Annotated in this window: 21 protein-coding genes; 16 read left to right on the top strand and 5 right to left on the bottom strand. The window is 63.6% G+C overall.

Translation table 11 applies throughout. The features are described 5' to 3' along the window. Positions 1-21: 21 nt before the first annotated feature. Both WFH00_RS03190 and WFH00_RS03185 read right to left on the bottom strand, forming a co-directional pair. Positions 22-1143, bottom strand: a complete 1122-nt coding sequence (locus tag WFH00_RS03190) for an extracellular solute-binding protein (protein WP_336659155.1) — start codon at positions 1141-1143, stop codon at positions 22-24. A 148-nt stretch (positions 1144-1291) separates the two neighbouring features. Then, positions 1292-2212 (bottom strand): LysR family transcriptional regulator, encoded by a 921-nt coding sequence (locus WFH00_RS03185; RefSeq protein WP_336659154.1) that lies wholly within the window; start codon positions 2210-2212, stop codon positions 1292-1294. A 117-nt stretch (positions 2213-2329) separates the two neighbouring features. On the opposite strand from WFH00_RS03185, the gene WFH00_RS03180 reads away from it, so the two are divergent. The 7 genes from WFH00_RS03180 to WFH00_RS03150 are packed head-to-tail and all read left to right on the top strand — an operon-like array spanning position 2330 to position 9427. Further along, positions 2330-3598 (top strand): aminotransferase family protein, encoded by a 1269-nt coding sequence (locus WFH00_RS03180; RefSeq protein ID WP_336659153.1) that lies wholly within the window; start codon positions 2330-2332, stop codon positions 3596-3598. Positions 3599-3607: 9 nt separating this feature from the next. After that, positions 3608-5083 carry an aldehyde dehydrogenase family protein gene (locus tag WFH00_RS03175; RefSeq protein WP_336659152.1) on the top strand — a complete coding sequence of 492 codons (1476 nt, stop codon included), beginning with the start codon at positions 3608-3610 and terminating at the stop codon, positions 5081-5083. Continuing rightward, positions 5080-5997, top strand: a complete 918-nt coding sequence (locus WFH00_RS03170; RefSeq protein ID WP_336659151.1) for an NAD(P)-dependent oxidoreductase — start codon at positions 5080-5082, stop codon at positions 5995-5997. Before WFH00_RS03175 ends, WFH00_RS03170 begins: the two co-directional genes overlap by 4 nt. Positions 5998-6012: 15 nt before the next feature. Then, positions 6013-6405 (top strand): carboxymuconolactone decarboxylase family protein, encoded by a 393-nt coding sequence (locus WFH00_RS03165; RefSeq protein WP_336659150.1) that lies wholly within the window; start codon positions 6013-6015, stop codon positions 6403-6405. Then, a complete protein-coding gene (locus tag WFH00_RS03160) occupies positions 6402-7643 on the top strand; it encodes a flavin monoamine oxidase family protein (RefSeq protein WP_336659149.1) in 1242 nt (413 codons plus the stop codon). The genes WFH00_RS03165 and WFH00_RS03160 overlap by 4 nt, the downstream gene beginning before the upstream one ends. Further along, entirely contained in the window at positions 7640-8008 is a 369-nt protein-coding gene (locus WFH00_RS03155) for a cupin domain-containing protein (RefSeq protein WP_336659148.1), read from the top strand. Before WFH00_RS03160 ends, WFH00_RS03155 begins: the two co-directional genes overlap by 4 nt. 45 nt (positions 8009-8053) lie before the next feature. Next, entirely contained in the window at positions 8054-9427 is a 1374-nt protein-coding gene (locus WFH00_RS03150) for an MFS transporter (RefSeq protein WP_336659147.1), read from the top strand. 194 nt (positions 9428-9621) lie between these two features. On the opposite strand, the gene WFH00_RS03145 is transcribed toward WFH00_RS03150, so the two are convergent. From WFH00_RS03145 to WFH00_RS03135, 3 genes are all read right to left on the bottom strand, one after another. Continuing rightward, positions 9622-10974: an MFS transporter gene (locus tag WFH00_RS03145; RefSeq protein WP_336659146.1), complete on the bottom strand. Its 1353-nt coding sequence runs from the start codon at positions 10972-10974 to the stop codon at positions 9622-9624. A gap of 150 nt (positions 10975-11124) precedes the next feature. Beyond that, complete coding sequence (locus tag WFH00_RS03140; protein ID WP_336659145.1) at positions 11125-12372, bottom strand: Xaa-Pro peptidase family protein; 1248 nt, start codon at positions 12370-12372, stop codon at positions 11125-11127. Positions 12373-12495: 123 nt separating this feature from the next. Then, entirely contained in the window at positions 12496-13215 is a 720-nt protein-coding gene (locus tag WFH00_RS03135) for a TetR/AcrR family transcriptional regulator (RefSeq protein ID WP_336659144.1), read from the bottom strand. 134 nt (positions 13216-13349) lie between these two features. Here WFH00_RS03135 and WFH00_RS03130 point away from each other — a divergent pair, with 134 nt between their 5' ends. The 9 genes from WFH00_RS03130 to WFH00_RS03090 all read left to right on the top strand — a co-directional run bounded on the left by WFH00_RS03130 (position 13350) and on the right by WFH00_RS03090 (position 22179). Continuing rightward, the gene (locus WFH00_RS03130) at positions 13350-14420 is read left to right on the top strand and encodes an extracellular solute-binding protein (protein WP_336659143.1); all 1071 of its coding nucleotides are present in this window, start codon (positions 13350-13352) and stop codon (positions 14418-14420) included. A 76-nt stretch (positions 14421-14496) separates the two neighbouring features. Continuing rightward, positions 14497-15345 (top strand): ABC transporter permease, encoded by an 849-nt coding sequence (locus tag WFH00_RS03125; protein WP_336659142.1) that lies wholly within the window; start codon positions 14497-14499, stop codon positions 15343-15345. Next, positions 15345-16160 (top strand): ABC transporter permease, encoded by an 816-nt coding sequence (locus WFH00_RS03120; protein ID WP_336659141.1) that lies wholly within the window; start codon positions 15345-15347, stop codon positions 16158-16160. The genes WFH00_RS03125 and WFH00_RS03120 overlap by 1 nt, the downstream gene beginning before the upstream one ends. Beyond that, positions 16157-17278, top strand: a complete 1122-nt coding sequence (locus WFH00_RS03115; RefSeq protein WP_336659140.1) for an ABC transporter ATP-binding protein — start codon at positions 16157-16159, stop codon at positions 17276-17278. The genes WFH00_RS03120 and WFH00_RS03115 overlap by 4 nt, the downstream gene beginning before the upstream one ends. Beyond that, the gene (locus WFH00_RS03110; protein WP_336659139.1) at positions 17233-17634 is read left to right on the top strand and encodes a cupin domain-containing protein; all 402 of its coding nucleotides are present in this window, start codon (positions 17233-17235) and stop codon (positions 17632-17634) included. Before WFH00_RS03115 ends, WFH00_RS03110 begins: the two co-directional genes overlap by 46 nt. Positions 17635-17674: 40 nt before the next feature. Further along, the gene (locus WFH00_RS03105) at positions 17675-18766 is read left to right on the top strand and encodes a hypothetical protein (protein WP_336659138.1); all 1092 of its coding nucleotides are present in this window, start codon (positions 17675-17677) and stop codon (positions 18764-18766) included. 368 nt (positions 18767-19134) lie between these two features. Then, a complete protein-coding gene (locus WFH00_RS03100; RefSeq protein ID WP_336659137.1) occupies positions 19135-20505 on the top strand; it encodes an NAD(P)/FAD-dependent oxidoreductase in 1371 nt (456 codons plus the stop codon). 116 nt (positions 20506-20621) lie between these two features. Beyond that, complete coding sequence (locus WFH00_RS03095; protein WP_336659136.1) at positions 20622-20975, top strand: cupin domain-containing protein; 354 nt, start codon at positions 20622-20624, stop codon at positions 20973-20975. 4 nt (positions 20976-20979) lie between these two features. Next, positions 20980-22179, top strand: coding sequence for an NAD(P)/FAD-dependent oxidoreductase (locus WFH00_RS03090; RefSeq protein WP_336659135.1), 1200 nt, complete (start codon positions 20980-20982; stop codon positions 22177-22179). The last annotated feature ends 62 nt before the right edge of the window (positions 22180-22241 follow it).

Here is a 22241-nt window from a genome sequence, read left to right as displayed (position 1 = left end):
GAGACATTTCAGTCATGCGGATCAGCTACCCGTCGCCCAACCGGCCCACGCCGACGCGAGCGCGTCGTAGTTCTCAACCCAAAAATCAACATTCGGCTTGATTCCGCTGTCGAGATGCTCCGTGGGAAGCCACGACTTCGTGAGTTCATCGAGCTCGGGCTTCGCGTCAACGTTGACCCCGCCGTACGCGGTCTCCTCGGTCATTCCGGCCTGCTGCTCAGCGCCCAGGAAGAAGTTCGTCGCGGCCTCGGTCGCGCGCTTATCGGGCACACCCTTCGGCATCGCAAGCGAGTCGACCATGATCATCCACTCGTCCCACATCGGGGCGACCGGCGCGCCAGCAGCGGCGGCACCATAACCGCGACCCGACCAGACGAGGCCCATCACGGCCTCACCCGACTCCAGTTGCTGCTGCGCCTGAGCGCCCGTCGTCCAGGTAATGAGGTCGTCGCCCAGGGTCTTGAGGTGGTCGAGGCCCCCCTGAATGTCATCGACGGTGATCGAGTCGGGATCCTTCCCCTGCGCGAGAAGGCTGAACTCGATCAACTGCGGATCCGCCTGTCCACCGGCGCCCACCGTGCGCGTTCCGGGGAACTTCTTCGTGTCGAAGAAATCGGCCGCGCTGGTCGGCGGGTTGTCGCCGAATTCGTCGGTGTTGTAAACGAGCGTCAGGCCGTAGAGGAGATTCGGCACCATGCAATCGTCGGTGATGAGCCCCTCAGGAACCTTCGAAACGTCGATGTTGTCCATGTCGTACTTCTCGAAGAGTGTGCCGCAGCTCCGCGCGGTCTCGAACTGCGTGGCATTCACCAGGTTCCAGCTCACGTTGCCGCTCTCGACCATCGCCTTGAGCTTGCCCGGATCGTAGGCGTCCTGGTTGAACGTTGCGCCGGACTCCTCCGCGAACGGATCCCAGATCGCCTTCGTGATGCCGTCCTGGAATACGCCACCTGCACCCGCGTAGGTCAGCGTCAGGCCCTTTGCGGAGCCCTCAGCGACGGAGCCGGCTTCGACTGGGCCGAAGTCCCGTTCGACGTCATCGGATGACGCAGAACCGTCGTCCGAGCTGCATCCGCTCATGAGTAGCGCGGCTACCGAGATGCTCGCGAGCACGAGCACCGATTTCTTCCGCATGTCTTTCATCGTTTTCTCCTTTGAAACTGGTGATGACTGAAGTGGGATCGGCGCGCGTCACCGCGGTAGGAGCGCCACTGCTGCTCGATCGTGTGTCAGCTTAGGAGCCGAGCGTGTTTTAAATAACTCGATATTGATGAACGTATTGTTCTGAGAATCAGAATGCAGATTCCGCGACCGGAGGCGCCTGCTGCAAGACGGCGGGCCCGCTGTCCTGCTGACGCTCGAGCGAGTGTTGCACGTGCTCGACAAAGGCGCGAAGCGCCGCCGATCCGCTGTCTCGCCGCCAAGTCAGCCAGGTGGTCGCCCTTCCGAGATCCGGAGTGAGTTCGTGGACCCGCACACCCCGCGCGCCGGGGACCTGATGCAACAGGCTCGCTGGAATCATGCTGATGCCCGCTCCCGCCGCCGCGCACGCCACCATGCTGTGATACGAAGCGAGCTCGACGATTCGCTTCGGTCGCACGTGTGACGCTTCAAACCACGATTCGAATCGGTGGCGGTAGGAACACGCGCTCCCGAAAACGTAGGCGGCAGCGGGTGGATCGGAGGGGGACAGTGTTTCGAGGCTGAGGGGACTAATGATGACGAGGTCCTCCCGGAATGCGGGGATTCCAGTCAGCTCGGGGAGTGTTGGTTTGCCATCGGTGAAGACTGCCGCGTACTGGCCTGCGCGAACGCCCTCGACGAGCGAGCTCGAATCTGCGGCAGTAATGGCAAGCCGTACCTCGGGATAGGCGACGTGGAACTCGGCGAGGATTTGCGGGACGCGCACGACCGCGGTGCTCTCCAACGCGCCGATTCGCAGCGGCCCACTTGGCTTCGAAGTGGCGGTGAGAGACTTCGCATCCTCTGCGAGCTGCAGTATCTGCTGCGCGTACTCCAAGAATCGCTCGCCGTCGTCCGACAGACGGGTCGAGCGGCTCTCGCGCACGAAGAGCGTGAGCCCGAGCGAGGTCTCGAGTTGCTTGATTCGCGTCGAAACATTCGACGGTGCGCGAAGCAGATAGTTCGCTGCCGCGGTGATGCTGCCGTGCTCGACGACAGCCATGAAAGTCTCCAGGTGAACGAAGTCCATAGTCATTCTCACAATCGAAATGATGCCTTCAGAAAGTTCCTCTTCTCAGAAGGATACGGCCCCTCGTAGTGTGATGCTGCAATCTCCGTACACCGACGTAGTTTCACAGGAGCCCTCATGTCCTCGATCGTTTCGCCCCGGAGCCCGCTCTGGAGCGCTCAGGTCCGCCCGCGCGATATCGCCGGGAAGCAGATCGTTATGGAACGCGGAGAGGGCGCTTACCTCTTCGATACCGAGGGCCGACGATACTTCGATACGCCGTCCGGGCTCTGGTACACCGCAATCGGGCACAGTAACGAGGAGATGGCGCAGGTCGCGGGTGACCAAGTCCGACGGCTCGAGACGCACCACGTCTTCCAGCGGTTCTTGAACGATCGCGCGATCGAGCTCTCTGAGAAGCTCGCGACGATCTCCCCGATTCAGGATCCGAAGATCATCCTCACCAGCGGCGGAGCGGAGTCGATCGAATATGCCCTCAAGCTGGCGCGCCAGCACTGGCAACTGCGAGGCAAACAGGAGAAGACGTTCGTGCTCAGCCGGGAGAATGCGTACCACGGCCTGCACGCATTCGGCACCAGCATCACGGGCCTGCCCTGGAACCGCGACGGCTACGGCACACCGTCCCTCGTTCCCGACACCGCGCTGGTCTCCCACGAGGATCTCGCCGCGGTCGAGGCACGCGTGCATGAGATCGGAGCCCACAAGATCGCTGCGATCATCGCTGAGCCGATCATCGGGTCGGGAGGCATCCTTCCTCCCGCACCGGGCTATCTCGAGGGTCTGCAGCGCATCGCGCGCGACAATGACATTCTGTTCATTCTCGATGAGGTGATTACTGGCTTCGGCCGAACGGGGCGCTGGTTCGCAACCGATCGCTGGGAGCTCGAACCCGACATGGTCGTCTTCGCGAAGGGCGTCACTTCCGGCTACGCGCCGCTCGGCGGTGTATTCGTTGCGCCGCAGGTCTGGGAACCGTTCTTCTCCGACGCGCCGGATGCGCCCATTTACCGCCACGGGGTGACCTACTCGGGCCACGCACTTGCCTCTGCGCTCGCCATCAAGAATCTCGAGGTTATCGAGCGGGAAGGCCTGGTGCAGCGAGCCGCCGATCTTGAGATCTTCCTCGGGCAGGAGCTGCAGCGGTTGGCGAATAACCCGCACGTGAGCGACATCCGTGTGAGCGGCTTCGCGGCTGGGGTGGAACTGCACGATGTGGCGACGGCGAACGCAGCGATCGACGCATCGATCGAGCGGGGCGTCATCACACGCATGATCGGCACGAAGACGCTCCACATTTGCCCGCCCTTCGTGAGCACCGAGGACGAACTGCGGAACGTCGTCTCGGTGTTCGAAGAAGCCATCACGACCGCCGGGGGAGCCGTCTGAATCATGAGCATGACTGACACACAGAAAAAGCAGGCTGCGGAATTCGCGGACTCGCCTGGGAAGCTCGATAACTGGATCGCTGGCCGAACGACGCCGCCGACGACCGGGGATTATTCGACCGGAATCAGCCCCGCGACGGGTGAAGCAACCGTTGACGTTGCCAATAGCGGTGAGGAGGATGTGGAGCGCGCCGTGGCCGCGGCACACGCTGCAGCGCGGAATTGGAAACGATTCCCTTCCGCCGAGCGCGGCCGTATTCTCACCCGCATCGCGCACATCATGCGCGATGAAGCAAACCGCCTCGCGGACCTCGAAATTTCCGACACGGGTAAGCCCCGAGCGACCGCGCTGGGCGAGATCGAGAACTCGGCAGCCTATTTCGAGTTCTACGCGGGGCTCGTGAATCTTCCTGCCGGCGACGTCATCGATGTCGAGCCCGACCAGCACAATTTCACCCGTCGCGAGCCCTACGGAGTTATCGGCGTCATCACCCCGTGGAACGTGCCGCTCAATCAGGCGGCGCGCGCGGTCGCACCTGCCCTCACCTCCGGCAACACTGTGGTGATCAAGCCGGCCGAGGTCTCGTCGCAGACGACCGTCGAGCTCGCACGAATCGCGCAGCGCGCCGGTCTCCCCGATGGCGTGCTGAACGTCGTTCTCGGCCGCGGTTCGGTGGCAGGGGAGGCGCTCGTGAAGCATGATCTCGTGCGAAAAGTTGCCTTCACCGGGTCGGTGCAAACAGGACGACGGATCGGGCAGATTGCGGCGGAGCGAATCATTCCGCTCACGCTCGAGCTCGGCGGGAAATCAGCCATCGTAGTATTTGCGGATGCTGATCTTGAGGTGGCTGCGCGCGAGGCCGTGCGGGCGTTCACGGGGAACTCGGGCCAGGTGTGTTCGGCCGGATCTCGTTTGCTGGTCGAGCGTTCCGTTCACGAGGAATTCGTCGCGCGAGTCACGGCGATCGCGGCGGAACTCAAGGCGGGCGTTGATCTGGGTCCGATGATCACCGGCGCGCAGTACCAGCAGGTGCAGGACTACTTCCGAGTGGCGCGTGAGGAAGGCGCTGAAGCGGCGCTCGGTGGCGAGCTCGGAGCCGAGGAGCGTGAAAGCGGCGGCTACTTCGTGCCCGCGACCATCTATCGCGGAGTCGATAATGAGGCTCGCATTGCACGCGAAGAGATCTTCGGCCCGGTGCTCGTCGCAATGCCGTTCGATGACGAGCGTGATGCGATTCGCATCGCTAACGACTCCGAATTCGGTCTGGTCGCCGGCGTCTTCACCGCAGATATCGGGCGGGCTTTCCGCGTTGCCGATGAGATCGAAGCGGGCCAAGTCTTTGTCAATTCCTGGTCCACGGGGGCCGTGCAGACCCCCTTCGGTGGCCACAAGAACAGCGGCTACGGCCGCGAGAAGGGCATCGAGGCGCTCATGCACTACACCCACTTGAAGACGGTCGTCTTTTCATATGGAGCTGCAACATGAAAATTCTGGTGATCGGTTTGGGCACGATGGGAACCCCCATCGCCAGACGTCTCGCCGGCGCGGGCTTCGCTCTCACGCTCAACGACGTCAATGCAGAGGCCGCGAACGCGCTTGCTGCTGAGCTCGGGGCAGAAGCGGTGGCGGATCTCGCCGACAACACCGGGCCATTCGACGTCGTTCTCCTGATGCTGCCGAACAGCAACATTGTGGCGGCGGTGCTCGATCAGGTACTGACCAGCCCCGGTGCGATTGTCAAGGCGGGATCCGTGGTGCTGGACATGGGGTCGTCGCAGCCCTGGGCGACGCAGGAGAATGCCACCCGTTTGGCCCGGCTCGGGGTGGCGCTCGTTGATGCGCCTGTCTCGGGCGGCCCGGTTCGTGCCGCGTCGGGCGAGCTCTCGATCATGGTCGGTGCGGATTACAACGTCGCATTCGATCGCGTCCAGCCTGCGCTCAAGGCCCTTGGCACGACCATCACCCGAGCGGGAGGTGTCGGCTCCGGGCACGCCGTGAAGGCGCTGAACAACCTGCTCTCATTGATCGGCATCGTCGGCGCCGTAGAGGTGCTCGCCGTGGGAGAACAGTTCGGTCTCGATCCGCGGGTAATGCTCGACGTGCTCAACGCGTCGACGGGACGCAACCACGCGACTGAGGTCAAAATCGGACCGCAGGTCGTCGACGCGGGATGGAACGTCGGGTTCTCGCTGGGACTGACGGTGAAGGACGTCGATACGGCGCTCGAACTCGCACGACGGCAGAAGCAGGACCTTGAACTCGGTGAGCGTGCCGGCGGTATCGCGCATGCGGCGCTCGCTGCGCTCGATTTCTCGGCTGATCAGTCGGAAATAGCCAAGTACCTTGAGGATCGACTGCACGCTCAGCTGAGCCGCGTGACATCAACTCAACAGCACTGAAGTAAGGAGACTCAGATGAATCAGGAACTCTTCGATAGGGGCCTCGCGACTCGTCGCGCGGTGCTCGGCGACTCGTACGTGGACGCGTCGCTGAAGAACGCCACCGAGTTCAGCCAGGTGATGCAGGAACACGTGACCCAGTACTGCTGGGGCGATGTCTGGAACCGGCCGGGCCTTGAGCGCAAGCAGCGCAGCCTGATTAACCTGTCGATGCTCACCGCACTCAATCGCTCGCATGAGCTCGCAGTGCATGTACGCGGCGCGATCCGCAACGGTGTGACGGAGGAAGAGATGAAGGAGGTCTTCCTTCAGACGGCGATCTACTGCGGTGTGCCCGCGGCCATGGAGAGCTTCCGGGTCGCGAACCAGGTGATCGAGCAGATGAAGCAGGAGGCAGAAGACCAGTGAGCAAGGTAATCATCATCGGTGCCGGCCTCTCGGGGCTCAGCGCTGCTTGGGAACTCCACAAGCAGGGACATGATGTCACGGTGCTTGAGGCGCGCGATCGAGTGGGCGGGCGCACCTGGACCGAGTCGTTCCCGAACGGTGCGCTCACCGAGCGCGGTGGCGAATGGGTCTTCCCTATTGAACTTGACATCCGTCGTTTGGGGACCGAACTCGGGTTGCCCATGATGACGCATGGCATCACGTACGCGCGGCGCACGCTCAATGGGCGGAAGCCCTCGCCGCAGGAACTGTCGGAGACGACGGCGCTGGTACGGGAGACGCTGCAGCGCATGCTCGACGACGGCGGTTCCCGCATTTCCGTCGACGACGTCTACCGGGAAGCCTTCGGCGAAGGTTTCCGTGACAACCCGTTCTATCGGCGCCTCGCGATCTCGTTGTCCATCGATCCGAGCGTCGCGAGCGCAGAAGCAACAATTCTTCACGAATCCGCGACTGCCGGGCAGTACATCGAGGACGGGGGTCGATTCATCGGTGGCGCCCAGTCGGTCACGCTCGAGATCCAGCGACGTATCCCGGAATCGATACGCCTCGAAACTCCGGTGGCGGCCGTGCATCAGGACTCCGACGGAGTTCAGGTGCGCACGGCTTCCGGCAAGACCCTCGTGGGAGATTTCGCGATCGTGACGGTGCCGATGCCGATGCTCGAGCGACTCGACCTCAACTTCGACCTCAGCGAGGCGCAGCGCGCTGCCCTCGACCATCGCCTGATGGGAACGGGTGCGAAGCTCGGCGTTCCGATCGTGCCAGGTGACGTTGAAGTCGGCGTGCAGTCCCCGAACCACGTGATGTGGTCGTGGCGTTCGCTTGGTTTCGACGGCGAGACGCGAATTCCGGCACTGTCGAACTTTGTCGGGGGGCACGCGACGATCGCGGAGCTCGAAGTAGGGGCGGGTCCGGATCGATGGGTGGAAGCACTACGTGAGATTCAGCCCGATATGGAAATCGACGGCGATGTGCTTCTGACGGACTGGACCGACGACCCCTGGACCCACGGCAGCTATTCCGCCGCTGGGCTCGACTGGCGACCCGAGGACATCACGGCGTTCGAGGAGCCCGCAGGGCGTGTGGCCTTCGCGGGTGAGCATACCGGCGTTCAGCAGTCGTTGAATGGCGCGGTCGCCACGGGCACGCGCGCCGCGCGCATCGTGCAGCGGTTGAGCGATGAGGCGGCACAGTGAACGTCGGCTCGGTTGTGTGGACGCCATTCGTGCCGGTCGCGGCTGAACGGGTGACGGACGGCTCCCCGGAGGAACGCATCGCGGTCATCGAGGAGAACGACCGCTACAGTTACGGCCTCTGGGAAGTCACACCCGGGCGCTTCACAACGAAGCACGCCGGCGACGACGAGGTCATTCACATCGTGCAGGGACACGGTGTGCTGCGCTCGCAGACGGGTGACGAAATCACCATCGAACCTGGAGCGATCTTCGTAATGCCCGACGGCTACGCGGGCGAGTGGGAGATTCACGAGGCGGTGCGCAAGACGTACGTCCAGGTGAAGAATCGAGACGGCGAATTCGGGCCTCAGCTGTCTCACCCATGACCCTGCACTGCTCACGATTTCGCCTCTTTGCATCAAGGAACATTCATGTCTTCTTTTGACGTCATCGACGACGCTCCTACTGGACGTTTTCATCGCAAGCTCCTGCTCGCCTGCTGTGGAGGGCCATTCCTCGACGGATATATCATCAGCCTGATCGGTGTGGCGATCGTCGGGTTCTCTCAGGACATTCCGACCAGCCCTGTCGAGGCGGGGCTGATCGGAGCCGCGTCACTGATTGGCATTTTCTTTGGAGCAATTCTTTTCGGTGCGCTGACGGACCGTATCGGCCGCGAGAAGATGTACGCGCTGGACCTCACTGTGCTGGTCGCCGCTTGCGCGCTTTCCGCGTTCGTGGGGGAGGCATGGCAATTGATCGCGCTGCGCTTCATTATCGGCCTCGCTATCGGCGCCGACTATCCGATCGCGACGAGCTTGCTCGCTGAGTTCACGCCTCGGAAGAAGCGCGGGTCCATGATCGGACTCTCTGCTTTGGGGTGGGCGCTCGGCGCGATGACCGCGTTCCTTCTTGCATTCGTGGTCGTGCATTTCTCAGGTGGGTATCACTTGTGGCGATGGATGCTCTTCAGCGGCGCAATCGTCGGCATCATCATTGTGATCATGCGCCGGGGAATCCCCGAGTCTCCGCGTTGGCTTCTGAGCCGGGGTCGGGTGGCCGAAGCGGAGCAGGTCGTGAAGCTGGTGTACGGCGAGAATGCTCAGCTTCCCGCCCACGAGCCCGGCGCGCAGACCTCCGCACCGCTGTCGGCGACCCTGCGAATGCTGCTCAAGGGCGTCTATCTCAAACGCATCGTCATGTGCGGAATGATCTATCTCGCGCAGATCACGCCGATGTACGCCTTGTACACGTTCGGTGGACTCATTCTCGGTGCTGCCGGAATCGAAGGCGAAAACGCAGCGACACTCGGTGAGTTCTTCATCTCTGCGTTGTTCGCGCTGGGGATTCTCCCTGCGCTTCGGTGGGTGGAAACTGTTGGACGCCGCCCGATGGCGGTGTGGCCACTCGCTGCCATGGCGGTGCCGCTCATTGCCCTGGGGGTGTGGAATGATGCTCCGGTCTGGTTCGTGATCGCCGCATTCGCGATCTACGCGCTCTCCTCAGGTGGGCCGACCGTGCTGCAGTGGCTCTATCCGAACGAGCTCTTCCCGACCGAGGTGCGCGCCACGGCGGTCGGTATTGCGGTTGGCATCAGCCGAATCGGCGCGGCGACGGGCACGTACCTATTGCCGATCGGCCTCGCCACGATCGGGCTCGGACCGACGCTTCTCGTCGGGGCGGCGATCACGATCCTCGGTCTGATCGTGTGCGCAGCCTGGGCGCCCGAGACGAAGGGTCGCTCGCTCGCGGAGACAGCCGCGGTCCCGGTCGTAAGCCGTCAATTCACGTCGACGCGCGGGTGACGTCCGTTCGGGGTACGCAATTGGGGCGAGGACGCTCGCCGGGTCGATGAGAGTGACTGCGAATCGGTGCTCGGAGGGGCAGCTGCGAGCACCGACGCATGGAGCCCACCCCTGATGGTGATGTGAAACGCGAAGGGCCTCCGCGCCAGTTGGCAGCGGAGGCCCTTCGTGTTTCAGTCGCGAACGTCAGAGGCTCAGGCCTCGATGTCGACGTGCCGCGTGTCCTTCGTCAGCAGGAGCGAGACGAACGTGACGAGCGCTGCGGCCGAAAGATAGAGGCCGACGTAGAACGGGCTTCCGTCAGCGAGGCCCCACAGCCACACCGCGATGATCGGGGCCAGAGCGGCGCCGAGAATCGACGAGACGTTGTAGGCCACGGCCGATCCGGTGTACCGAACGGTCGTGGGGAACATCTCCGGAAGGAACGCACCCATCGGGCCGAAGGTGAGACCCATCAGGGTGAACCCGAGCGCGAGGAAGAACATGACCATCGGGGTGCTGCCGCCGCCGAGCATCGGCACGAACAGGAACCCGAACACCACGATGGCGGCCGTCACCACGAGGAGTGTGGTGCGACGTCCGAAGCGATCGGCGAGCGGGCCCGAGACGAGCGTGAAAATGCCGAAGAAGACGACACCGAAGACCAGCATCAGAATGAAGTTGTTGTAGGTGTACCCGGCACCGGGCACGTCAGCGTCGGTCGGTCGCGTGCCATACGTGAGGGTGTACGAGGTCATCAGGTAGAAGAGCACGTAGGTCGCGAGCATCGCCAGGGTGCCGAGGATCAGGCCCTTCCAGTGGAAGCGGAACGCAACAGCGATCGGCATGCGCTGCACGCCGCCGGTCTGCTTCGCCTTCTCGAACGCGCTCGACTCGACGAGCTTCAGGCGCACCCAGAGGCCCACGATCACCATGAAAGCGGAGAAGAGGAACGGGATCCGCCAGCCCCACTCGAGGAACGCCGCCGAGGGTTGACCCGGGTTGGCGGGGTCCGCGAGCAGGTGATTGATCACGAAGAAGAGCATGTTCGCGATGATGAAGCCGATCGGCGCCCCGAGCTGCGGGAACGTGCCGTACCAGGCGCGCTTTCCCGCGGGAGCGTTCTCGGTCGCGACGAGCGCGGCACCCGACCACTCACCACCGAGCGCGAAGCCCTGTGCAAGTCGCATGATGAGGAGCAGCACCGCAGCCCACACGCCGATCTGGGCGTGGGTCGGGAGGAGGCCGATCGCGAAGGTCGCGATTCCCATGGTGAGCAGCGACGCGACCAGGGTCTTCTTGCGACCGAGGCGGTCGCCGAGGTGCCCGAAGAACAGCGCACCGACGGGGCGCGCCAGCATCGCGGCGCCGAAGGTCGCGAACGAGGCGAGCAGCGCCGTCGTCTCATTGTTCGAGGGGAAGAAGAGGTGCGGGAAGACGAGAACGGCCGCCGTGGCGTAGACGTAGAAGTCGTAGAACTCGATCGTCGTGCCGATGAGGCTCGCGAGAATGACGCGAGACCGAGTGTTGCGGGGTTCGGTCTGGGTAGGGGAAGTTGTGGCTGTCACGGGAGACTTTCAAAAACGAAGGTGTGGCGTGCAGCGCGTACCCGGATCAGGCTCAGCGCGCGACCTCGGGCGTGTCCGCTTGTGGCAGACTCCGCCATGATACGCGCGTTGGAGCCGATGCGCGCACATCACGAAGTCCGCCGGCCGGAGCTAGCCGACGACCATGATCTCGTGAGGGAGTTTCGAGAGAAGTCGAGTCGAGTCTTCCTCGATGACGAATGTATCGAGGAGGCCGATCCCGCACATGCTCTCGAAGTTCGCGACGGTCCCGGCTTCGAACACGCGATCGTCATTCTCGCCCCCGACGACGGTGAACTTCCACTCGCCGACCCAGTCCGGCGGAAACGCGATCCCCATCTCATAGCCGCCGATCCACACGTTCGAGTTGAGAGCGAACACTCCCGCATCGCGGTAATACGCGTAGAGCTCGGCATTCACGTCCCCGATTCGCACCCCGGGCCGAGCGCGTTCGGTGAGGATCTCGAAGCCGCCCGTAAGCACTTCGAGCAGGTCGACTGCTGCTTGCGGAGGCTTCTTGAAGGTATACATCTGCGAACGGTTTGAGTGGTACCGCTTATATACCCCGCACGGGTCGACATCGAGAAAATCATCCTCCGAGATGATTCGGTGGCCGGAAATCTCGTGGTACACGCCGAGAGCGGCGAGGCCAACGAACGCGACCTGATGCAGACCGGCGGGCTCACCTCCCGCCTGAGAGAGCCCTCGCAGGAGCTCACCGTGCGCTTCCAGTTCGGTCATGCCCGGACGGAGAACGTCGCGCAAATGCAGAAGACCCGCATCGCAGATTGCGGCGGCCTGCTTGACCGCTTCGAGTTCGGCCGACGACTTGATCTGGCGAACGCGGCGCGCAGTCAAGGTCGCGTCGACCACGCGCGCTCCTGCATCGAGCAACGCTCCTTCGATCATGCGAGAAACCGCGGGATTCGGAATGGCTGAGTAGAGCTCGATGCCCACGTTCGCGCCGCTGACCCACCCCTCACCGGCGATCTGATCGACAATGAACCTCAGCATGCCATTGCGCTCGTAGCGGGGGAGAAGGCGCACATCCGAGGCGACCGAGGTGCGTCGGATCATCTCCGCGTGCTCAATGCCCTCGAACAGAATGTAGCCGTCGCTCGCATGCACCACGGTGCAGGTGAGCGGACGCCAATCCCGAGGACCATTCGCCTTGTACCACCGGAGTGCGAGACCGTGGAGCCAGTTCTGGGATTCGGGCGACGACAGGATCAGCGTTTCAACCCCATCCTCGATCATCGCCCGTTGGAGCCGAACGAGCCGCGCGGCATACTCCTCCGGTTGGAATGCGATGTGCGGATCTGTTCCCGAGATCCGTTCCTGCTGGTCCGCGATGAATTGAGTGATGTTCGGATCGAGCATGCTCACCTCTGAGTGTCTCCGTATGTATGGACGTCCGCCTACCCGAGTCGACGCTGACGTGAAGATGATAATAACATATTATTGCGATTAGGCAATGGTCTCTCCCGCGGGGCCGGGACCCTGTCAAAGTGCGGTCGCGATCACCTCGGGGGAAAGGGCGACTGGAGCAGCAGGCGCCGAGTCATCTGCCAGATCCGAGAGGATCTGATGCGCCTCGAGCGGGTCCACGCCGAGCTGCACCGCGACCCATTCTGTGAGTACCTCGAGCATGAGTTGTGACGTGAAGACCTCGGGTTCCGCCAGGGTGCGGACGGCAAGGCCATCCATGAGAGCCAGGATTCCGGTCGTGAGGCGCCGTGGGTCGCTCCCGTCAGGGAGCCGCTTCTCATGCTCGAGTCGGCGGAGCGCACCCTCGATCGGTTCTGCCCAGGACGCATACACGCGGGTGGCGACGCCGCGGAGGTGTCGAGACCTGCCGGAGGTCGCCCAGAGCTCGCTCCAGAAACCCCACCGCTCGGGGAAATCCACGGTTCCGTGCACGTGGAGAAGTACCATCCTGAAGATGAGCCGCAACGGATCGTCGCTTTCTTCCCGCCTGTGCCCCCCTTCCCGTGACACCACGCGCATCATCGCACCGAAGGCCTCGTCGACGAGGTTCTCGCGATTGTCGAAATAGTGCTGTATGAGGCCGAGGCTCACCCCTGATTCGCGAGCGATGTCCTTCAATTTCGCTGCCGCGACACCGTCTCGGGAGATGACTCGAATGGCGCCGTACAGAATCTCTGCACGTCTCCGTGTGGCCAGGTCGGTCGGGTCCATAGCGGTTGGCTCTGCGGTAGTCACACGGGCTCCTTAGTAATTCGCGGCGCACTGCGCCCGATCGCTTCTTACTCTAAGCGCGGATGGGTCCGCTTGCGGATACACAATAATGCGTTATTATGGTAACTCACTTGCACTTGACGAAGGGGTCAACTGAGATGAAAACGTCAACCCTGAGGATGTTGCCCGGTGTAGCCGCCACCGCAATCGTTGCTCTCGCGCTCACTGGCTGCTCCGGAGGCGGAGGTGGTGAATCCGGCGGCGACGGCGGAGGAGGTACGCTCGTCTTCGCGAGCTACGGGAGTGCATACCAGGATGCTCAGAACGAGGCGTTCCTCGCACCATGGGCGGAAGACGCGGGCGTCACCGTGCAGAACGACGGCCCGACGTCATATCCGAAGATTCAGCAGATGGTGGAATCGGGGAACACGATTTGGGACGCCGTCGATACCGAGCCGTACTTCCCGGTTGCGAATTGCGGCACGCTCTTCGAGAAGCTCGACATGAGCAACATCGATACGTCGCAGTTCCCTGACGGAACCTGGTCCGACTGCTCGATCCCTATCGCCCAGTACTCGACGATGATGATCTACAACACCGACTCATACGGCGGTTCGGATGCGCCGAAGACCCCCGCAGACTTCTTTGATACGGAGAAGTTCCCCGGCACCCGGATGATTCCGAACTGGGCGGGAGCCAATGCCCTCGAGTTCGCACTGCTCGCGGATGGCGTGGCGCCTGAGGACCTCTACCCGCTCGATACCGAGCGCGCCTACCAGAAGCTCGACACGATTCGGGATTCCCTGCAGTTCTGGAACACCAGTTCGGAGTCGCAGCAGTCGATGGAAGACGGTACGGCCGACATGTGGCTCGCGTGGTCCGGACGTGGTTACGAGGCCGAGAAGAACGGCGCAGCAATCGCCCCCGTCTGGGAAGACAACTTGCTCTCCTGGGCCGCGCTCAGCGTGATCAAGGGCACGAAGAACCTTGAAAGCGCTCAGAGCTTTGTCGAATTCGCAGCTCAGGCGGATCCGCAGGCACGTTTCGCCGAGTTGCAACCGTACGCGCCCGCGAATATGGAAGCAGAGCCTGAACTCGACGAACTGCAGCAGAAATGGAACTCGGCGTCCGCGGAGGTGCAAAAGCAGGCAGTCGTTCCTGACGTGCAGTGGTGGGCTGATAACTCAGCCGACGCCGAGGCCGAATGGACGGCCTGGTCGACCAGCTGATCGCGATTTTTCCAGGCGGTCGGGCCGGGGTTGAGCCCTGCCCGACCGCACCACGTTCGGACTCCCAGGAGGGTGCATGCGTCAGTCGCGCATTTTCAGCGGCGTCGCCGTGATACCGGCGCTCGCAGTGATCCTGATCTTCTTTTTGCTACCCATCGCCGTCATTGTCTATCGCTCCTTCACCGAACCCGAGCCGGGACTCGGACAGTACGTTGCGGCACTCTCCGATCCGACGACTCTGAGGGTGCTCGGTCGCACGATGCTTACGGCTGTCGTCGCGGTTGGTGCCTGTATCTTGCTCGGGTATCCGTACGCCTACTTGATGACACTTGTCGGCCCGACGGCGCGCACGCTACTCATGGCACTCGTGCTCGTGCCGTTCTGGACGTCGCTCATGGCGCGCACGTTCGCGTGGATCTCGCTTCTTCAGCGGGACGGACCGGTTTCGGCGATCCTGGCCTTCTTTGGAGCTCAGGACGTCACACTGCTCGGCACCGCCACCGGCGTGGTCCTGGCGATTCTTCAGATTCTGCTGCCGTATATGATTCTCACGCTGTTCACTGCGCTGAATTCGATTGACCGGCGCCAACTCGCCGCGGCTCAGAGCCTCGGCGCGAACCGCTACCGAGCGTTCTGGCAGGTGTACCTGCCGCAATCGCTGCCCGGCATTTTCGCCTCGAGCTCGTTGGTCTTCATCCTGGCACTTGGTTTCTACATCACACCTCAGCTCATCGGGAGCCCGAAAGAGGCGATGATCTCCCAAGTCATCGGGCTCCGCGTGGAGAAGATAGTCGATTTCGCGGGGGCGGGAGCTCTCTCAGGGATTCTGTTGCTCGCGACGCTCGGACTTTTCGCCATCGTGATCCTCGGCCTGTCTCCGCTCAGAAAGGGCATCTCGCAGATGCTGTCCGGGGGTGAACGCTGATGAATGAAGCGACTCGCGTCAGGTTGCCGATCCGCCTCTGGGCGGCCGTTGCGGCACTCCTGCTGATCGCGCCGACCTTGATGGTGGTGCCGCTGTCGTTCACGAGCAAGCGCAGCTTCTCACTGCAACTCGAAGGCTGGTCGCTGCAGTGGTACGAGAAATTCTTCACCGATCCGCAGTGGCTGGGAGCGCTCGGAACGAGCTTGGTCATCGGCGTAATCGTGGGCGTCAGCGCAACGCTGTTGGGCACGCTCGCGGCGTACGGGCTCAAGAGTCTTCGCGCGAGAGTGTCCGGTCCACTCCAGGTGATGATGATGCTCCCGATCCTGATTCCGGGCATCGTCGCCGCGATCGCGATATTCGGCATGTATCTGAGGTGGAACCTCAGTGGGTCTTCGCTCGGACTGATCCTGGCCCACATCACCCTCGCGCTTCCGTTCGTCCTCATTCCCGTGAGCACGGCGATGCGGGGGCTCGACGACACGCTCACCCGCGCGGCGTCGGTACTGGGCGCGCGACCGATGGCGCGCTTCTTGCAGGTCGAACTTCCGATCCTTCTCCCCGGGATCGCGACCGGATTCATCTTCGCGTTCGTGACCAGTCTCGACGAGGTGGTGGTCGCCTACTTCTTGCAATCACCGACCCTGCGCACCCTCCCGGTGCAGATGTATAGCTCCGTCACTCGTGAAACCGATCCGAGCATTGCTGCAGCGTCGACGCTGCTCCTAGTGCTCTCCACACTCATCATCCTCATCCCCCGCCTTGTACAGGTCGTGAACGAACGCCGTGCAGCAAAACAAGGAGACGTCGAATGATCTCAGGTGCCGAACTGCGGCTCAGCGAACTCGTGAAACGCTACGGGGGAGCCTCGGCTGTCGACCGAATCAACCTCGACGTGGCTTCGGGAGAATTCCTCACACTGCTCGGGCCGAGCGGATCCGGAAAGACGACCACGCTCTCCATGATTGCCGGTTTCACCGAACCCAGTGCGGGAAGGGTCGTCTGCGACGGTCAGGAGATCACCTCTGTACCTCCGCACAAGCGGGGTCTCGGAATGGTCTTCCAGAACTACTCGCTTTTCCCCCATCTCACCGTGCGTGAGAACGTTGAGTTCCCATTGAGGCAGCGCGGAGTCGCGAAGGCGAAGCGCTCTGAGCAGGCGCTGCAGGCCCTCGAACTGGTGGAGCTCCGTGAACGCGCAAATGCGAAACCCGGGCAGCTCAGCGGTGGCCAGCAGCAGCGCGTCGCGCTTGCTCGCGCTCTGGTGTTCGAGCCGCGCTTATTGCTCATGGATGAACCATTCGGAGCACTTGATCGCGCCTTGCGCGAGCGACTTCAGATCGAACTTCGTCGCCTGCATAAGGAGCTTGGAATCACCGTCGTATTTGTGACTCACGATCAAGAAGAGGCACTCACGCTTTCGGATCGAATCGCGGTGTTCAACGAGGGCAGGATCGAACAAGTCGGCACGCCTGCTGAGCTGTACGAACGGCCCGAAACGCTCTTCGTTGCGCGCTTCATCGGTGAATCGAATTCTCTGCAGGGTCAGGTAACAGAGGAACGTTTCCAGAGTGAGGGTGGTGTCAGCATCCCCGCACCGGGCGCCGTAGACGGCCCATCCGTGGCGATCATCAGGCCAGAGCGACTCCGCGTTCTCAACACGCGCGTTGAGGCGGAGGAGTGCGCGCTGCACGGTCGAGTGCGGGACGTCACCTTCCTCGGTGCACAACTGCGCATCGAGATCGATACTCCAGACGGCATCATGATCGTCCGAACGGGCACTGAGAATCCTGCTCCCCAGAGCGGAGACGCAGTGCAGTTGAGCTGGTTGCCCGGAGCCGCCGCTATTTTCCCTCATCGCAAAGACGCTAGAGAAACGAGTAGTTCATGGACAGAAACCCTCGCCCCGTCCACGTCAAGCTCTCAGAGCTGACTCCGGTCGACGCGGCCGCGGCCCCGACTCGGGTTCGCATCAAGCGAATCATCACGCGCGGTGAGCATCAGAGTGAGCTGACGCAGGGGGCTTGCTGGATGGACCCTGGTGAGCAAACCAATCGATGGTCCAGTCGTGAGAGTTTCGATTCGGAGGAAGCGGAACACTGGTACGGCCCGGTCGACGAGACGTACTACATCATCCGGGGTCACTTGCGGCTGACCTGGGATGAGGGCGTATTCGACCTGGGGCCCGACGACACCGTGTATCTCGCCCCGGGGTGGACGTACCATCTCGAGAACGTTGGCGACGAGCCGGCGTTCTTCGTCTACAACATGACACCCGCGCAGGAGTGACAGGCGTGGCCCTGAAATCGGAGATGAAAGGAACGCAGCCGTGAACCAGGCAGAACCAATATCCGTTCATTTCGATGCTCGCGTGCTCGATCACGATACGGGCACGGCGTTGCATGAGACGCAGGCGAGCCCCTGGTTCTCCGTCAACGAACCGCACACGGAGGGCAGGCTCCGTATCGAACGGATGCACGACGTACTTGAACGCGGGCCCATTGCCGACGCGGTTCGCTTCGCTCCCGGTCGTCTTGCCCGCGAGGACGAGTTGGCACGCGTGCACGACGCGGACTACATCAGAGATGTGCGTCTCGCGATCGAGCGTGGTGGCGGGTGGGTGACCGGTACGACCCGTTTGAGTTCGGAATCGTATGATCCGCTCTTGGCCGCAGCGGGAACCGCACTCGCGGCCGCGGAAGCGGTGCTGTCAGGCAGCTCCTCGATGGCGTATGCGCTCACGCGACCGCCCGGGCACCATGCACAACGCGCGCAGGCGGACGGCTATTGCTTCTTCAACGGCGTCGCGCTCGCCGCCGATGCGGCGCGTCAGTCGGGGATTGATCGGGTGCTCATTGTCGACTGGGACGTGCACCACGGGAACGGGACGCAGGACATTTTCTACGAGCGCGATGACGTTCTGACCGTGAGCCTGCACATGGATCACGGCGCATGGGGGGCAAGTCACCCGCAGACAGGCGGGCTCGAGGAACGCGGTGCTGGCGCTGGGCTGGGGTGCAATCAGAACGTGCCGCTTCCGCTCGGTGCGGGAAACACGGCATACCTCCGTGCATTCGACGAGGTCATCGCGCCCATCGCCGAACGGTTTCGCCCCGGCATGATCGTCTGCGCGAGCGGGCAAGATGCGAGCGCGTACGATCCGAACGGCCGTCACAACGTCTCGATGCCCGGATTTCACGGTATCGGCACGCGAGTCCGCGAGCTTGCTGATCGCTTTTCGGAAGGGAGAGCGATCCTCGTGCAGGAAGGCGGCTACAACCCCTCATACGCGCCGTATTGTCTGCTCGCGACGATCGAGGGTCTTCTCGGACGCGAGGCCACACCCGACCCGCTCGCCTACGTTCCAGATCAAACACTCGGTCTCGAGGAGCTGTTCACAAATATTGCCAAGGGGACGTGAGGGGCGATCTGGTGAGGCTCGCTTCCTTACTCAATACCTGACGCGGGTGATCTTGTGCGGACGGTCTTGCGCGGGCAGTGCGTGAACTGTACGTTGTGAAAAGTGCGCTGAACGCTTGTTCAGTCGGTTGGAAAGGGCCAGTTGGTATCGAAGAAGATTCATTGATTCCTAGCCGCTCACCGACTCCTGCACGCGCGACACAGATCTTCGCCTCACCGCGCCCCGAAAGGCCCGCATTCCGAGATTGCCCGTGTGCGATCGCGAGGACGCGGCGCGATTCTGCAGTCGTCGTGGTGCCTCAATTTCACGCTGAGAACGTGCTCGGTTCGCAGCAACTCATCTCCTCACCATTCGAAAAAGGAACCTGAATGATTAACGGCAATGTTTCGCACTGGTGGCAGCAGATCGGGCGGCCCACGCCCAGGCCGGAGCTCCCGGGCGACCTGAGCGCCGACGTCGCGATCGTCGGTGCCGGCTACACGGGTCTTTGGACGGCTTACTACCTCAAGAAGCAGCGGCCAGAGCTGCGCGTCGTGGTCGTCGAGCAGCGCCACGCCGGCTACGGTGCGTCCGGTCGCAACGGCGGATGGCTGACGAACGCGATCACCGGTGGTCGTGAGCAGTACGTGAAGACGCATGGTCGAGATGCCGCCGAACGCTTCCAGCGCGCGATGAACGAGACGGTCGACGAGGTGATCCGCGTTGCGGAGGCCGAGGGGATCGACGCCGACATCAAGCGCGGCGGCGAGTTCAATGTCGCGTACACCCCGGCGCAGGAGGCCCGCATTCGGGCATTCGCGGCCGAGGAGCAGACCTGGAAATATGCGGATCTCGACCTGCTCGAGGCGCCGGAGGCCCAGGCGAAGATCAACGTCGCCCATACCCGGGCCGCGGTCTGGCATCCGCACTGCGCGCGCATTCAGCCTGCGAAGCTGGTCGCGGGGCTCGCCGCGGCCGCGGAGCGACTCGGTGTCGAGATCTATGAGCGCACCCGCGTGGTGGAGATCGCTCCACACCGCCTGCGCACGACGCACGGCACGGTGACTGCTGATTACGTGGTGCGGGCGACCGAGGGGTTCACCGCGAACCTCAAGGGCCTGCATCGTCTCTGGCTGCCGATGAACTCGTCGCTCATCGCGACCGAGCCGCTGAGTTCCGAGGTGTGGGACGAGCTGCACTGGAACCAGGGCGAGGTGCTCGGCGACTTCGCGCACGTATACATGTATGCGCAGCGCACGGCCGATGACCGCATCGCGATCGGAGGCCGCGGCGTGCCTTACCAGTTCGGCTCGAAGACGGACACTGATGGGCAGACCCCCGAGGTCACGGTGGAGACGCTGAGCGAGATCCTGCACCGCTTCTTCCCCGCGACCCGCGGAGCCGCGATCGACCACGTGTGGTCGGGCGTGCTCGGTGTTCCCCGCGACTGGGCCGCGACTGTCGGCCTCGACCGCGCGACGGGTATCGCGTGGGGCGGCGGCTACGTGGGCACCGGTGTGACCGCGACCAACCTCGCGGGGCGCACGATCGCGGACCTGATCCTCGGGAACGATACGGAGATCACGGGTCTCCCGTGGGTCAACCATCGCGTGCGCAAGTGGGAGCCGGAGCCGCTGCGTTGGCTCGCGACGAAGGGGCTCTACGCAGCATACGGCGTGGCGGATCGCTCGGAGCTCGCCGGGCGAGCCAAGACCTCACCGATCGCGCACGTCGCCGACGTCATCACCGGCCGTCACTGACCGCCCAAACCGCTAAAAGTGCTCTTTTGGCGCTGAAGCCCGGGGCCGAGCAGCAATTTTTGCGCTCTCGAGCCTCGTGCTCTGGCGCCCGCCCCACCGACCAACAGGAGAACACCATGACAACCGTCGAGACCCCCGCCGTGCACGGAAGCACGGACGCTGACCTCGGACCGCACGCTCTCAAGCCGACCGCGCTCACGTCGGGCCAGACCGAGGCCTCTCTCGCGGTCTGGGAGAACGATCGCGTATCGACCGGCCTCTGGGAGTGCACGCCCGGCGACTTCACCGCGACGCGCGAGGGCTACTCGGAAATCTGCACGATCCTCTCGGGGCGCGTGACCATCGAGGTCGAGGGGCGCGAGCCCGAGGAGTTCGGTCCGGGAGACGTCATGGTGATGCCGTCGGGCTGGGCGGGCGTGTGGCGGGTGCACGAGCCGCTCCGCAAGCACTACACGACGATCGCGGACTAGCGCCATGGCGCATCAGGCGGGCACCGCGATCGTCGTCGGCGCGGGAGCCTGGGGGCTTCCGGCTGCGCTCGGGCTGCAGGATCGCGGGTGGAGCGTCACACTCGTTGAGCGATTCGAACCGGGCGGGCCGTCGGCGTCGAATGGTGGCAGCAGCAGGCTCTGGCGCCTAGCGGACACGCACGATTGGCGGGCGCGCTCGCTGCGCGGAAGCCTCGACGCCCTTGAGCGGCTTGGCGAGCGTCTCGGCGAGCCGGTGCACCGGCGCACGGGGATGCTCTGGCGAGACACCGTGTCGCTCGCGTCTGTTGCGAACGCGCTCGAGTTCATCGGTGAGCCGGTCGAGCAAGTGGCGCCGGACGCGGTCGGCGAGGCGTTCCCGGGGCTGCGGCCCGACGGACGCCCGGCGCTCTGGGTCGAGCAAGCGGGAGTCGTCCACATCGATCGCCTGCTGGGCGGCGCCCTCCGCGCGTTCCTGGCCGCGGGCGGCGATTACCGGCCGAACACCCGCGTCACTGCGATCGAGCCCGGCGACGCATCCGCGAGCGTTCGTCTCGAAAACGGCGAGGTGCTCACGGCCGACCAGGTGCTCCTCGCCTCGGGCCCGGGAACGCGCGAGTTGCTGCCCGGCCTCGGGCTCGAACTGCCGCTCACCCCGTACATCGAGCAGGTCGTGTACGTGGGGGATCCCTCGGCCGATCTCCCCGCCCCCGACCTGCCGGGCCTCGTCGACTGCCAGCCCGAACACCCGGCGGCGACCGGCCCCGATTCCGGCGGCGTCTACGCCATGCCGAACGGACGCCTCGGTTACAAGATCGGCCTCGATCGCCCTCTGCGCGCCCTCCGCGACGCGACGCTCGGTGACGACCTCGACCGCACCGCCGACGCCGAACGCACCGAGCACATCAGAGCTCGCGTCGAGCGTGACCTCACCGCGATCGTGCCGCGCGTGCTCGCCACGCAGGTCTGCACCTGGACCGACTCGGGCGACGGCGACTTCATCGTCGCTCGCACGCACCCGACCGTCTCGCTCGCCTGCGGGGACTCGGGCGAAGGCTTCAAGTACGCGGCGTTCATGGGGGAGTACCTGCCCGCGCTCGTGGCCGGCGACCGCACGGACCCCGAGTTCGACCGCCACTGGGATCCGGCGCGCTTCGGAAGCGACACCGCCCCGCGCGCGACCTTCAGCCCCATCGGCCGACACTGATTCCGGGTCGGGCGCAGCCAGTACGTGCAGCTCGCCCGACGTCACTACAGCAACAGATCGGA

The sequence above is a fragment of the Leucobacter sp. USHLN153 genome (assembly GCF_037145615.1).
In the GTDB taxonomy this organism is placed as follows: Bacteria; Actinomycetota; Actinomycetes; order Actinomycetales; family Microbacteriaceae; genus Leucobacter.
Note: the sequence above shows the minus strand (reverse complement) of the source record. Positions and strands in the feature narration are given on the sequence as shown.

Bases quoted from the DNA above. Each gene is read 5' to 3' on its own strand.
- WFH00_RS03190 (WP_336659155.1), bottom strand. From the start codon at position 1,143: ATGAAAGACATGCGGAAGAAATCGGTGCTCGTGCTCGCGAGCATCTCG.
- WFH00_RS03185 (WP_336659154.1), bottom strand. From the start codon at position 2,212: ATGGACTTCGTTCACCTGGAGACTTTCATGGCTGTCGTCGAGCACGGC.
- WFH00_RS03180 (WP_336659153.1), top strand. From the start codon at position 2,330: ATGTCCTCGATCGTTTCGCCCCGGAGCCCGCTCTGGAGCGCTCAGGTC.
- WFH00_RS03175 (WP_336659152.1), top strand. From the start codon at position 3,608: ATGACTGACACACAGAAAAAGCAGGCTGCGGAATTCGCGGACTCGCCT.
- WFH00_RS03170 (WP_336659151.1), top strand. From the start codon at position 5,080: ATGAAAATTCTGGTGATCGGTTTGGGCACGATGGGAACCCCCATCGCC.
- WFH00_RS03165 (WP_336659150.1), top strand. From the start codon at position 6,013: ATGAATCAGGAACTCTTCGATAGGGGCCTCGCGACTCGTCGCGCGGTG.
- WFH00_RS03150 (WP_336659147.1), top strand. From the start codon at position 8,054: ATGTCTTCTTTTGACGTCATCGACGACGCTCCTACTGGACGTTTTCAT.
- WFH00_RS03140 (WP_336659145.1), bottom strand. From the start codon at position 12,372: ATGCTCGATCCGAACATCACTCAATTCATCGCGGACCAGCAGGAACGG.
- WFH00_RS03130 (WP_336659143.1), top strand. From the start codon at position 13,350: ATGAAAACGTCAACCCTGAGGATGTTGCCCGGTGTAGCCGCCACCGCA.
- WFH00_RS03125 (WP_336659142.1), top strand. From the start codon at position 14,497: ATGCGTCAGTCGCGCATTTTCAGCGGCGTCGCCGTGATACCGGCGCTC.
- WFH00_RS03120 (WP_336659141.1), top strand. From the start codon at position 15,345: ATGAATGAAGCGACTCGCGTCAGGTTGCCGATCCGCCTCTGGGCGGCC.
- WFH00_RS03115 (WP_336659140.1), top strand. From the start codon at position 16,157: ATGATCTCAGGTGCCGAACTGCGGCTCAGCGAACTCGTGAAACGCTAC.
- WFH00_RS03110 (WP_336659139.1), top strand. From the start codon at position 17,233: ATGGACAGAAACCCTCGCCCCGTCCACGTCAAGCTCTCAGAGCTGACT.
- WFH00_RS03100 (WP_336659137.1), top strand. From the start codon at position 19,135: ATGATTAACGGCAATGTTTCGCACTGGTGGCAGCAGATCGGGCGGCCC.
- WFH00_RS03095 (WP_336659136.1), top strand. From the start codon at position 20,622: ATGACAACCGTCGAGACCCCCGCCGTGCACGGAAGCACGGACGCTGAC.
- WFH00_RS03090 (WP_336659135.1), top strand. From the start codon at position 20,980: ATGGCGCATCAGGCGGGCACCGCGATCGTCGTCGGCGCGGGAGCCTGG.